The organism is Paracidovorax wautersii (assembly GCF_900113035.1).
In the GTDB taxonomy this organism is placed as follows: Bacteria; Pseudomonadota; Gammaproteobacteria; order Burkholderiales; family Burkholderiaceae_C; genus Paracidovorax; species Paracidovorax wautersii.
Window position 1 is genome coordinate 1 of record NZ_FONX01000032.1, and the last position, 11,676, is coordinate 11,676.

Sequence of the window (11,676 nt, forward strand, 5' to 3'; positions counted from 1 at the left end):
CGTGCCGGATGCGGATCGCTCCACCTGCGTGGCGAGTCGCCAGGGCGGCAAGTATGAAGCGTGTGGCGCGGGATTCCGCGTCGATCTACAGCAATTTCTGGAGCCGGCCGAGGTCGCGGCTTTTGCATCCAGACTCAGCAATTAAAGGGGGTAGCAGATGGCCTATCAGGATGCGGCATTGAAAATGGCTGACTTGGTGACGCGTATCTTCACGTCACAGCAGGGGGCTCTGTTCACTGACATACTCATCGAGCCGGGACTGCCTATGCGTGCCCGGATCGCTGGTCAGGAATGGATAGACCTGGTGAACCAAGATGAAGGCGATAAGCCTTATGTGTTCTCTGAAGAGCGCTTCGACATGGCGATGGGCATGTTCTTCAGTGTGGATGGCCGCACGGCGAACCAGGAATGGAAGTCCATCGTGAGAAAGGCTGGTGGAAGCGCCTATCCTGTGCAGGACATGGAGATCGCTGACCAAGTCGAAGTTGCAGAAAGGGGGGAGGACAGGGCTCTTGCAGGCCTGGATGACTCATTGGTCCTGCGGCCACTGCCGCCCATGAACGTGGGGCCGGTCGTCCACGATCGCAGTCGCAACTACCGCGTGCGCATGTCCGTGCAGCAGCAGCAGGGTGGCGGTTACGGCGCGATCATGCGCTGTTTGCGCCAGGTTCCCCACTCTGTTGATGCACTCGGCTTGCCGGAGGAGCCCATCAAGCAATTGCTGGATCAGCGGTCCGGGCTGATCCTGATCGCTGGGCCAACGGGTTCAGGCAAGTCAACGACTATTGCGGCGATGATCAACATGATCAATCAGTCCCGGACGTGCAATATTTGCACGATCGAGGACCCTATCGAGTACATCCACACTCGTCGCAAGAGTTCTATCGTCTCCCGGGAGTTGGGGACAGATTGTGGCTCGTTCAGTGCCGGCGTGGAGCAGGCTTTACGCTTCGTTCCCGACATTCTCGTGATCGGAGAGATTCGCGATTCAGCGACCATGCGAGAAGCTGTTCGCGCTGCAGAATCGGGCATTCTCGTCATCGCGACATTGCATGCGCCGAATGCAATTGGTGCGGTGCGCAAAGCTCATGGCTACTTGGCCAGTGAGGGGGATCGCATGGGTCTGTCGGGCAATCTCGTCGGAGTCATTGCGCAGTCCTTGGTCCTGGGAAAGGAGAGGCAGAAATTCCTTGCTTTCGAACTTCTCGATTGCCGGGCCAGCAGCGGTGATCCGGGGGGGAGAGGCGTTGCGCGGCGGACGATTCAGAGCGCGCTTGACGAAGCCATCCTGACCGGCAGCGACAAGCCCTTCATTGAATTCGCGGAAGATTTCCGGGAGGGGCGAGCTGGGGGTCTGTCGGAATCGTTCAAGAACGTGCTGGACCGCCTCGTCAAGCGCGGCGACATCGAGGCCCGCCGGGCGGCGATGGTGCCATCCGATCGCGAGACCCAGCTGTACTTCATTCGGCAGGGCAAGTAGGGCGGCGCAACTGGCGTTTGCTCAGGGTGCCTTCAATGGTGGGACGCTGATCAGCGTCCCATTTTTCCTTCCGCGCCGAACCAAGTCGTTGTGGATCAGTATTTGGTAGCGGCTATTGAAGTACGGGGTGGTGCTGTGGAAGGCGGCGTAGCCATACCAACTCTCGCCATGACGGCGCACGGCACGGCCGAGTAGCCAGGCTGTGGTGAAGATGGAGTTGCACGGCGCAAGGAGGTGCTGCGGCGTAATACCGAACTTGGCCAGCTCTGGGAAGTGGATCGAGTTCGTTCCGCCCATTCCAACGTCGATGCTTTGGTCGGTGTTCTTGGAAACGGTGCCAGGCTTGAAGCCGGACTCTATGTTCAAGATCGAGCGGAGAACTTCGGCGTTCACGCGGTGGTACTGGGCGGCAGCCGCTATGCATTGATCGGCGTCTGCCGATAGGGCATTTTGAGTGACCATCCCAAGCAAAACACCATAAAAATATCGCATCAAGATACTATAATTTAGGCTATGCAAAACGCGTGCTCCTGCGACCAAAAAACCACTGGACTGAAGCGTCGAGGCATGGTGTTTGGCGGGTTGGGGATGGCATTTCTGGGCAATGGAGCGATGGCTTCGCCGCGGGGGGCTGTGTACCAGGATTTCTGGCTTGCACCGCGCGCTATCACGTTGTACCGCAAGGAAACTGGCGAAGCTGGGGAGTTCGAGTATTTCCGGGATGGGCGCCTGCAGCTTCCTGTCTGGTTTGCGCTGCTGCGGCTTCTGCGAGATGTCGAGGCCGACGTGATGATGCATTACGACCCCAGGGTTGTGGATGTGGTTTGGGCCGTACAGGAGTGGGCCTATCGCGATTCGGGCAAGCGCCTCGTCTTCCGATTGACGGATGCGGGCCGGGTGGAATCGACGAATCAGGCGATCCCCGGTGCGGCACCTAAGAGCCTGCACAAGCAGGGGCAGGCGTTAGATGGGCGCTTTGAAGGGATTGGCCTTGCAAATTATGCGTCTGCCGCGCGTTTCTTCGGTCTAGGTGGGGTGGGCCTCTATGCGGCTCATGTTCATGTTGACAGCGGAGCAGTCCGACAGTGGGGTTTCTGATGGATTACGTGTCGTCGATTTTGGAAGTGCTGACCGGGCTGATGGGCCTGTACTGTCTGATGCGCGCGATGCGCGCGCTGGCGCGCGCATCGCGCGGCGACAGCCGTTCTGAAGTGGTTCGCGATTGGGCTCGCATTGGCATGTGGGCGTTGGGCGGCAGTGTGGCGCTCTCCTTCTGTGCCGTCATGGGCGGCCGCTCGCTCTCTGTCGTCATGGCCTCGGTGATGATGGCTCTCATGATGGTCCTCGGTGGCTCGGTCATCGTATGGCTGCGCCTGCGCAGGCTCCAGATGCGTGCCCAGAGCCGTGACGCCATGGATGCATCGGATGGCACCGGGTTGGTCGTCATCCGAGATCTTCAATTGAAGAATCCTCGGGGTGGTGCCGGTGACGGCGGTTCCGAGCAGCTCTATTTCACGCGTGCTGACATCGAAAGGTTGATCGGCGTGCGGGGGCGCGTCAAGATGCTGAACTTCGCCGCCGGCCGTCGCTTTGTGGGGGGCGCCAGCACCTCTGCCATGTATCACTTCGAAAGTGAGGATGGCCAAAATTCGTTCATCCTGCACCATGATGACGTGGTGACCTCCGTGATGATGTGATGTGAGGCCCTATGAGTGTCGAACACATGCGTACCGCCAATACCCTGCAGCGGAACTTCAACATGTTGTTGCTGCTTGAGACGGGCAAAACCCTGCATGAAGTGGCGAAGCTCGGAAAAGTGCAGGTCAGCACGGCCAGGTCGAGCACCGATCGTTTGCGTGGTCATGCGATCCGCTTCGTCATGAAATATCCCCAGGTGGTCGAAGGCTCAGACTCACGTGCAAAAGCTCTGCGTGCCTTTGCCAAGCACATCGGTGTGCGAGTGAAGCCCTCTATGCTGCGTAATTGCAAGCAGTTCGACCTATTCGACGGTAGCAGTCGTGTCTGAGCTGCGGGTCGATCTTGGGGGGTACGATTTGTGCGTCGAGGAGGGTGCAGGCCACTTGGCCCCCGAGATGCTTGATGCCGTGACGTTGGCGTTACGCCGCAAGCCTGAGGCAGGTGAGGTCGTTGGCCCCCTCGTCGGCGTCGGTGCCACGCTCGGCCGCGAGCAGGTGGCCGCCATCGGTCTTGCGTTCCTTGAGTTGTGTAATCGGATGACGGCAAGCTCGATGTACACGCGGAGCCAGGCGCTGCAAGCCGCAGGGCAACAAGTCGGTGTCGAACCTCTTACCGAGGGGGTTCGAGCCATTCTCGCGGGGATGCAACGCGACACCAGCCTTGCCCGCAACATCATGGTGTCCTCTGCGGAGGGCCTGCAGAACCTGCATAGCCGGGCGCACATCCTGCACCGGGCTCAGTCGTTCTTGGAGCTTGCCAGTAGCGATATGGCGCGCCAACTGGAGCTGCTGCTGATCGCCATGGAGCTGGGGATCATGCCTGTGCGTATAGACATCGTGTCCAAGTCCGATGCAGCCATCGGTCCTTCCGTCCACTGAGCATCAAGCTACTTGGCGCTCCCGACCAACCTCTGCCGCTGATAAACAGCGGGGACCCGATCAGCCCCGCATGGGGCGGCCCTTGTGGCGATCGGGGCGGGGGATGGGGCAGCGTGCCCCATGGCAACTTCGGTCCTCCCCGTGCCCTCCGCTTCGGACGGGCTGCAGATGCCTCTCTACTTCTGTTTCTCGGCCTGTGTCGTGGATGTCCGCTGTTGAGACACAATGCCTACTCCATGGTTGTGAGGTGAATCTATGAGTCAGTTTGAATTCAGCCCTTCTGGCCGCCTTTGCGTGCGTAAGGTATCGGGTGGCGTCATCTTCGTGGGCGTCTTGCATTACCCGTCTGGTTTCAGGCCGGAGGAGGGGACTGGCTATCCTCTGGTGGTTGCAGGAGACCAGGTGACGGCGCTTCCCTACGCCCTGGGCCGTTTGCCTGATGGACAAGAGTCCGGCAGTCTGGGTGACTGGGCTTCCCAGTCGATCTGGGCGGAGCCGGCGTCGGCCGGTGGCGAGAAGATCGTGTTAGCGCGCCACTGCGCCGCTTTCGAGAATGGTTGGTCTGCTGTCGGTGTGGCCAGATCTGATCCATTCGCGCCAGGCCTGGATGTGGCTGATCCCTTTGCGGATGGGCCTCACTACTGGATCGACATCAACGAGGGGCGTGTCTGTCTGATCCACCCTCCCGTTCCTCAGTCCCGCATCAAGGGTTCAGCGCTGGTCCAGCTGTGTGCTCAGCCGGTATGGCCAGGGCCTACCGGGGAGTTGTTCACCTTGCCCACACTGACCAGCCGGACCCGGAGCTTGATGGAGGTCTCCACCAAGCTTGGAGACATGGTTATCGACGGTACGATGGATCAGGAGCATGCTGACAAAATCATGCGGGAAGTTCCTGGCCTGTACGGTCTTGGCGGCTCGCACGGCGATCAGGACTATCTGGCGTTCCGCAAGGCCATCTCGCCCTATAAGTTCCAACGTGCGAGAGATCCTATGTCGGCGGCGGAATGCGCGCGGTCTGAGGGCTTTATGCGCTTGGCTGTCGCAGCCTGGCAGCAAGAAGCTTTAGGAAGCCCAGCAGTCTGTGCTGCGCTGCTTGCTTCAGCGAGCAAGCGCGCGTACACGGATCTGCCGGCGTTCCTTGAAGCCAAGGCTTGGCCTGTAGTCATTCAGGGCGTTGAAATGCGGACGCGCTGGATCATGGATGAGGGCGGGGCAATCTTGGCTGCCGAGCAGCGTGGTTCTGGCGATTGGGGCCCCATGGGGGACGCAACTCGGCAGGAGCTGCAGGAGGTTCTCGCGGCAGCGGGTGTGTCCACTCATGCGCCGGCGGCGGACACCATGGTGACAAAAGTACCGGCGGTTTGGGCCATCCTGCAGATGGAGGCGGGCCGCCAGGTGGCTCCACCGGCAGCGGAGCTGGGGAATTCGTCTGCCCTCAGTCCCTGATGGCCATGTCATCCGCGACAAAGAAAAAGCCCCGGTGACGGGGCTTTTTTACGTGGTGGCAGGGAGGGGGTTATGGCGCCAGTGCCGGCTCCTGCTCGCGCTGCAGCTGCTGCGCCGGCTCGGCATCCCGCAGCTCCACACGGCAGTCGCTGGCCAGGAAGTCGCCGAAGACACCGGCAACGCCATAGCTGTTGGTCGCGTCGTTACGCAGATCCCATTTCTTGCTGGCCAGGTCGATAAGTGGAATGATCAATGGCGCCGATAGCTGCTCTGCCGCGCCGGCACCGTTGTTGAAGCAATGAATGTGAGCGTAGGCGCCGTTGATCCGCACTGCCTTGTTAGCGGCTTCACCTCCCTGAGAAGCTACGCCGATCTCCTGCAGAGTGTCCAGGCCGCAGTCGAACGAGAACATGAATGTGCCGCTGTACGCGGCGTTGTCCATGATCGACGCCAGATCCGACAGCGCAATCAGTGCGTTGCCGTTCGTGGCTGTGTGCGCTGGGGTGGACCACTCGTAGTTGAGAGAGCCGGCGGTGTTGAGGTTGGCCACGGCCATGTAGTAGTTGGGCATCTGGGCCATTTGCGGGAAGGCGACCAGCTGCTCCCTTGAGCTTTGGATTGTGCCCAGCTTGTTCAGGTCTACGCCGGCTTCGGTGAGCCACTGCGCGTCCAGATCCTCTGCCTTGGCTTTCACGACCTCCAGCGCGATGTCCATCAGGTAGGTTGCGGTGTCATAGTCGGGGTTGCCCTCGTCGAAGCATGCGGCTTGGGCCTCCTCGATGCGCAGGCGCAGGCTCTGCTGGTCTGCCTCCGAAGCATCGTTTTTGATGGCCTCGCGGTACTGTTTTCGCAGTGCGACCACCTGCTCGATCTTCTGTGCCTCGATCGCGTTGCTGCGCGGGCTGAAGATGGTTTGCATGAGCGCGTCGCGAATGCCCTTGGCGACTGTTTCACCTTCCCAGTGATAGCCGGTCTCAGAGTCGAAGCGTGCATGGTGAAGGTGATCGCTGATGATGCCTTGCAGGTCGATGTCCCAGTTCGGCTTGGACATACCCGAGGACGTGGCCAGGTAGTCCACCCAGGCCTTGGGATCGACCTTGAGGGCGTCCAGCATGGCCAGAAAGTCTTCATCGACCACAGCGTTGAGGCGGGACGACGAAATGCCGTCGAAGGTGATGTAGATCTCTTGCCCGGCGCGGGTGGGGCGTGCATTGATGGACACCGTGCCCTGCGGCTGCAGCTCCACGGAACCGCCGCGGTGGTCCAGCAGTTCTGAGGCGAATTGGTCGAGATATTCTTCGATTTCCTCCTCGGAAAAGCCGAGGGTGGTCGCCAGGGGCATCACGTCCTCTGCCGCACCATCGGTCCATGCGAGTTTTATTGCTTCGCCGACGGCGATGCGATCGTTGGAGATGCCGTATTCGGTGTTTTTCTCCCAGATTCTGTTCGATACCGCATATGGGTCGGAAAAGGCCGTATCCACGGGATCAACGTCCCACGCATCTTTCACGTAGGAGCCTCGTTCGGACAGGTCCACGTACTCTGTGTAGGGTGAGTTGGGCAAGTGATTGGCGATGTCCGTCAACACGTCATAGATGACGGGCTTCAGGAGTGCCCACCGAAACGAACTGGGCCGGCGCATTGCTGCATCCAGAGTTTCGTGCGCATCGGTGTACTCGGGCTCGGCGGCTTTCGTGATGAGAGTCTGCAGCACGTGCTCGTCGAGAGCTGCTTTGAGCAACTGGACGGTCGCCAATTGGGAGCCATCCAAGCTGCTTACCTTGATGCAGATGGAGTGATCGAGATCGGTGTTCTCGATCTGAAAACCTTGGGTGTCTGGCCCAAGAACTCCGCGGCCCGGGTTGGTGATGGCCGCGTTGGCCGCCTCCAGCGATTCGTGGGCGCTGATCGAGAATGCATGGTTCCGGTGCGCGTACGACTCGCCCATCGCCTTCAGCAGCCGGTCGAGGGCGGCGGCAGCGGCTGGGCGGTCTGCGGGATCGTGCAGTTCCAGTGGGACGATGACGTGTGCTTGCTGATTGAGCATTGGAGGTCCTTGGTTATCGCGACAATGTGAGCAAGCAGTTTACAAAATTGCCGGGCTGGCGGGGGGACTGAGCCTGTAATGGCTACCGCGAGCATGTTCGCTTAAGCGAGCTGCGGGTGGTTTGAGTCCATGGCGTTTTGAGGTAGGATTCCCCCACCATTGTTGTGAATTCGCGGTGCCGTGCGTGCCGCAGGAGCTTTGTATGCCCCGTATCGAAACCAAGAGCTTGTTGGCTCAGCTTCCCTTCTCCATGCGCCAGACTGTGTTGCAGTCGTCTGAATTTCAGCGCATGTGCAGTGATTTCATCAGCAAACACGTCCATGCAAATGCGTACGGCGTGATCGACATGATGCGCAACGATCCTGAGGGGCGCTATGAGGAAGAGCTGGGCTCTCTCGAAGGAAAGCTGGACTACGCTGCGGCCTGTGACGAAAACGACGTCCAGATCGTCGAGGACGGCGGTACCTTCTACTACTTCCAATGGTCTGACCTGGACACCATCCCGCTCGACGGCGATGGCGATTGCTTCTTGGACCTGAAAGGTTTCGCGCAGCACCATGGGCTTGACCTGGATGGCTGGTGCTGGGATCGCTTCACCGACGCGGCCGTTCTGAAGTCGGCGGTCACCGACGAGCACGACGTCGATCTGGACGCTGAACTCATCTCTGCCATCGGTGATGCCACGGCTGATGTGAAGGATGCCTTCCAGGCGCTTCGCGACATCGCCCGATACCAGGGCAAAGAGGAACTTGCCAAGCAACTGGACAACACTTCGGCCAGTTCTCTGCAGAAGCTCTTCGGCGATTTCGTGGCCGAAATGTCGGTGCTGGCCCGCGACGAATACGGCAGCGAGGAAGATGCCCAGCGCGCGGCTTGCGACGACCTTCGCATCGAGCCCGACAGTATCGACGTCTACGAGCACTGGATCGTCTCGGGGAATTTCGCGCACTGGTTGGAGAAGCGGGGCGAGATCGTTTCCGACGGCGAGGCTGTCGATGGCCTGATCATCTGGGGTCGCACCACGACGGGGCAGAGCATCTCGATGGACGGCACTGTGCAGGCGATCGTCGCAGATGTGCTGAGCGACGAGGTGGACGAATTGGTCAAGCAGGAGTTCCCCAATCTGGGTAGCGACGACGAGTACCTGGTCGGCGTTCCCGTGGACATGCTGAAGGCCCTGGAAGAAGGGCGTGTCGTCTGCCAGACGTATGAATTCCAGCGCTACGGCCGCACGGATGTGGTGAATGCCGTCACGGTGCTCTCTGCACGCGACCAGACTCTTGGCTGGCCCATGGATCGCGCCGGGTACGGCCTTAAGAAAGAGTGGGCGTCTGGTGAGCCGGTGCCTCTGGAAGAGATCGAAAGCCGTCTGCGGGCGCACGGCGAACCGATCGGTAACGGTCTGCAGACCGCTCCGCCCTCGCAAGAGCAGATCGACGGTTTCGTGCGGGACATCGCACATTTCCACGCCGTCAATGGCAGCTCCGAGATGCACAAGGTGCCGGTCAACCTGGATGAGCGACTGGCCAAGCTGTCGCCCGCCTACGCGGCGATTCTGGCTGCGAAGAACGACGGTCCTTCGCTCGGTTGAATCGGGCTTGACACCTATGCCTACGGGAGCCGCTGGGTCGCTTCGACCTTGTGGCCCGGCTGGTCATGGATGTGGTGCGTTCTGACCTGGTGAGCCACAACCTGTCTGCCGGTGAAGTCTCGATTAATGCACGCCTTCTATGTGAGAGCTTCTATGGAACCCGATCAGATCAATTTGTGGCGCGTTCATGCTGACCTTGGCCGAGCAAGAGCCTTGGCCCTTGAGGGGCAGCCGAGCGGCGCCGCGGCAGTGCTTCGCGAAAGCCTGGAGTATCTTGAGGCTGATGTGAAGACGGCAGGACCGGAGGCCCAGCGCATCGAGCAGATCGCTGAAGGACTGGAATCGGGTGCCATCGGTACGTTCGTGGCGGCGCATGCCGCCCTGCAAGTTCAGGACGACCTTCTCGCCAAGGTTCCGGATTTCCGGGTGGTGCTGCTGGACGAAACCAGCGGCTGGAATCCTGCGATCCAGGCGCATGCAAAGAGCGTTTTTTCTGCCTATCTCTACGACGCCAAGCGGCCGGTGCATCTGGCGGAAATCACCCCGAGTTTCGAGCTGCACTACCTCTTCAGCACGGCCGAGAATCCGGAACTTCCGGATGACATTGAGGAAGCTATCACCACTGTTGGCGGTCCCGAGGGAGGGGCTGTCTACATGCACGCTCGCGTTGTCCAGGCGCAGCCTTGGGATCGGCGCTATGTGTGCACGGAGCCGAATTTCCCTGATTCGGAGACGTATGACGAACTGGTGGCGAGCGAGGTCGAGCGTTACCGGAGCAATGTTCCCATGCAACTGCCGAGCCCGCTTGGTGCGGCCGAGGCTCTGCGCTTCGCGGAGATCTTGATCCAGCGTGGCGAACTGCCTGAGGTGCTAGACATGGTGAACAAGATGCCTGTGGAGCAGCAGGACATCGTTTACGCATGGGGTGGAGGCAGCCGTGACAGCGACTCGATGCTCAATGGCCTCGCGGCGTTGGCTGATTCTCGCAAGGCTGAACCGCCCGACCTGCGTGCCGCACGGAACGACAAGGCCAATCGCTTCTACGACGAACTGCTCGCACAGCACGAAACCTTGGGCGTCCTGACGGAAACGCTCGGCTCTCGGGCACTGGCTGATTCGATGTACCTCATGGCTTGCATGAGCAAGGGTGAGCAGTACGACGTCCACCCGGGCAGCCAGATCGTCAAGGTCGTGAGTGCTCTTCCTTCCGCCGAGGAGTGGCTGGAGAGCGCTGTGTTCCACAACCAAAACGGCGATGTGGTGCCGCGTAACGAGTTCGCTGCGGAGCGGCCGCGCAAGATTGACGCGTCGAGCCCCGCGCCCTGAACGCAAAAGGCAAAGGTGACCGACATGAAATACCCGCTGACCTGGTCCGGAAAGGGCCTGCGCCTGGTCGATCTGCTTTTCGATGACGAGCGCCGCCAGGTGATGAACTTCCTGGGCTCCGAGCGCCAGTTCAACTCTCTTCACGTGAAGGCGGACGCGTCGGAATTCATCCGCAATGCGTACAAGCTCCAGGCGATCGACCCCGATGAGTACGAGGATCTCGTGCGCCGGCCGGCGCCTGTGAGCACCTTGCACGGTCTGGGCTACTCGATAGTGAATGCGGCTGATGGTCGCCGGGTGGTCCAGCCCAACGGCCTGAAGACGCCACTTCGGGGCGATATTGCTCCAGGTTCCAAGAGCAACGATGAGATCGCAACGGACTATCTTTTGGGGCTGCAAGCCCAGGGCATTCGCGCTGAGTTCCCACAGGACTACAGCCCGGCAAAGCATGTCTTCGTGTCGCGTGACTTTGCCACCTACCTTCGGGCCAATGGTGAGTACATCAAGACTCTCGCACGTGACGGCGACCGCGATGTAGCCCATGTGTGGGCGGCCCGGTCAGACCAGCTCGTGGCCAAGTTGCTGGGCAACTATCGTTTGGCCACCTATGGCGCAAACGATCCTGACGGGGGTGAACTGGCCAAGGTGATTGAGGCCAAGGCTCCTCGCCAGCACGCGGCCTGGGCCGCGGGCTTGGGCGACCAATGGCGAATGATGGATGCGCTGCGGGACATCTTGCTCTCAGGGGCCCAAGACATGACCTCGGGTGCTTACTCGACGGCTGAAGCCGGCGGCGCCCTGCAAAAAGCCATGACGGCGTTTCAGCAGGGGTACCAGATGCTCGCTGAGGACGCGATCACCAAGGCCCCGCGGGAGGCCACCGCGGAGAAGCTCGTGGAGATGGGCGAGCACCTGCGTCAGGTCGGCGAGTACCTGGAGTCGGCGCCGATCGTGGAAACGAAGGTGCGTGTGATGGTGACCGACGCCGTGGACATGTCTGCCGACATCGCTTCGGACATCCTTCAGATCTACGCAAGGCGGGAACTGGAGCAGAGCTGGACGTCCGAGCGGCGCATCGGCCCCGAAGCCGGTTTGTCCTGAGATCCAAGAGCTTCCCTTAGAACTGGAGACGTCATGTCTGCAATCCACGACAAGATCGCCCAACGCCTCCATTCCCGTGACGGCGGACCCTCGGATCTGTCGCCGCAGC

At 60.5% G+C, this 11,676-nt stretch carries 11 protein-coding genes; 9 read left to right on the forward strand and 2 right to left on the reverse strand.

What is annotated here, in order from left to right; all coding sequences use genetic code 11:
• Window positions 1-157: 157 nt before the first annotated feature.
• Window positions 158-1,480: an ATPase, T2SS/T4P/T4SS family gene (locus BM070_RS23360; RefSeq protein ID WP_092942610.1), complete on the forward strand. Its 1,323-nt coding sequence runs from the start codon at window positions 158-160 to the stop codon at window positions 1,478-1,480.
• Window positions 1,481-1,501: 21 nt separating this feature from the next.
• Here BM070_RS23360 and BM070_RS23365 read toward each other — a convergent pair whose 3' ends face one another.
• Window positions 1,502-1,972, reverse strand: coding sequence for a lytic transglycosylase domain-containing protein (locus BM070_RS23365; protein ID WP_092942613.1), 471 nt, complete (start codon window positions 1,970-1,972; stop codon window positions 1,502-1,504).
• Window positions 1,973-1,993: 21 nt separating this feature from the next.
• Between BM070_RS23365 and BM070_RS23370 the strand changes: the two genes are divergently transcribed.
• From BM070_RS23370 to BM070_RS23390, 5 genes are all read left to right on the forward strand, one after another.
• Window positions 1,994-2,578 (forward strand): peptidoglycan L,D-endopeptidase MepK, encoded by a 585-nt coding sequence (locus BM070_RS23370; protein WP_092942617.1) that lies wholly within the window; start codon window positions 1,994-1,996, stop codon window positions 2,576-2,578.
• Window positions 2,578-3,177 (forward strand): hypothetical protein, encoded by a 600-nt coding sequence (locus BM070_RS23375; protein ID WP_092942620.1) that lies wholly within the window; start codon window positions 2,578-2,580, stop codon window positions 3,175-3,177. Before BM070_RS23370 ends, BM070_RS23375 begins: the two co-directional genes overlap by 1 nt.
• Window positions 3,178-3,203: 26 nt before the next feature.
• Entirely contained in the window at window positions 3,204-3,506 is a 303-nt protein-coding gene (locus BM070_RS23380) for a hypothetical protein (protein ID WP_139222965.1), read from the forward strand.
• 55 nt (window positions 3,507-3,561) lie between these two features.
• The gene (locus BM070_RS23385) at window positions 3,562-4,056 is read left to right on the forward strand and encodes a hypothetical protein (RefSeq protein WP_175518596.1); all 495 of its coding nucleotides are present in this window, start codon (window positions 3,562-3,564) and stop codon (window positions 4,054-4,056) included.
• A gap of 255 nt (window positions 4,057-4,311) precedes the next feature.
• The gene (locus BM070_RS23390) at window positions 4,312-5,502 is read left to right on the forward strand and encodes a hypothetical protein (protein WP_092942629.1); all 1,191 of its coding nucleotides are present in this window, start codon (window positions 4,312-4,314) and stop codon (window positions 5,500-5,502) included.
• Window positions 5,503-5,572: 70 nt separating this feature from the next.
• Here the strand turns inward: BM070_RS23390 and BM070_RS24645 are convergent, their stop codons facing one another.
• Entirely contained in the window at window positions 5,573-7,549 is a 1,977-nt protein-coding gene (locus BM070_RS24645; RefSeq protein ID WP_139222967.1) for a hypothetical protein, read from the reverse strand.
• A 202-nt stretch (window positions 7,550-7,751) separates the two neighbouring features.
• Here BM070_RS24645 and BM070_RS23405 point away from each other — a divergent pair, with 202 nt between their 5' ends.
• From BM070_RS23405 to BM070_RS23415, 3 genes are all read left to right on the forward strand, one after another.
• Window positions 7,752-9,140 carry a hypothetical protein gene (locus tag BM070_RS23405; protein ID WP_092942637.1) on the forward strand — a complete coding sequence of 463 codons (1,389 nt, stop codon included), beginning with the start codon at window positions 7,752-7,754 and terminating at the stop codon, window positions 9,138-9,140.
• A 153-nt stretch (window positions 9,141-9,293) separates the two neighbouring features.
• Entirely contained in the window at window positions 9,294-10,466 is a 1,173-nt protein-coding gene (locus BM070_RS23410; protein WP_092942640.1) for a hypothetical protein, read from the forward strand.
• 24 nt (window positions 10,467-10,490) lie between these two features.
• On the forward strand, window positions 10,491-11,567 hold the full coding sequence (locus BM070_RS23415; RefSeq protein WP_139222968.1) for a hypothetical protein: 1,077 nt from the start codon (window positions 10,491-10,493) through the stop codon (window positions 11,565-11,567).
• Window positions 11,568-11,676 lie beyond the last annotated feature (109 nt).

Bases quoted from the DNA above. Each gene is read 5' to 3' on its own strand.
- BM070_RS23370 (WP_092942617.1), top strand. From the start codon at position 1,994: ATGCAAAACGCGTGCTCCTGCGACCAAAAAACCACTGGACTGAAGCGT.
- BM070_RS24645 (WP_139222967.1), bottom strand. From the start codon at position 7,549: ATGCTCAATCAGCAAGCACACGTCATCGTCCCACTGGAACTGCACGAT.
- BM070_RS23415 (WP_139222968.1), top strand. From the start codon at position 10,491: ATGAAATACCCGCTGACCTGGTCCGGAAAGGGCCTGCGCCTGGTCGAT.
- BM070_RS23380 (WP_139222965.1), top strand. From the start codon at position 3,204: ATGCGTACCGCCAATACCCTGCAGCGGAACTTCAACATGTTGTTGCTG.
- BM070_RS23360 (WP_092942610.1), top strand. From the start codon at position 158: ATGGCCTATCAGGATGCGGCATTGAAAATGGCTGACTTGGTGACGCGT.
- BM070_RS23405 (WP_092942637.1), top strand. From the start codon at position 7,752: ATGCCCCGTATCGAAACCAAGAGCTTGTTGGCTCAGCTTCCCTTCTCC.
- BM070_RS23390 (WP_092942629.1), top strand. From the start codon at position 4,312: ATGAGTCAGTTTGAATTCAGCCCTTCTGGCCGCCTTTGCGTGCGTAAG.
- BM070_RS23365 (WP_092942613.1), bottom strand. From the start codon at position 1,972: ATGCGATATTTTTATGGTGTTTTGCTTGGGATGGTCACTCAAAATGCC.
- BM070_RS23375 (WP_092942620.1), top strand. From the start codon at position 2,578: ATGGATTACGTGTCGTCGATTTTGGAAGTGCTGACCGGGCTGATGGGC.
- BM070_RS23410 (WP_092942640.1), top strand. From the start codon at position 9,294: ATGGAACCCGATCAGATCAATTTGTGGCGCGTTCATGCTGACCTTGGC.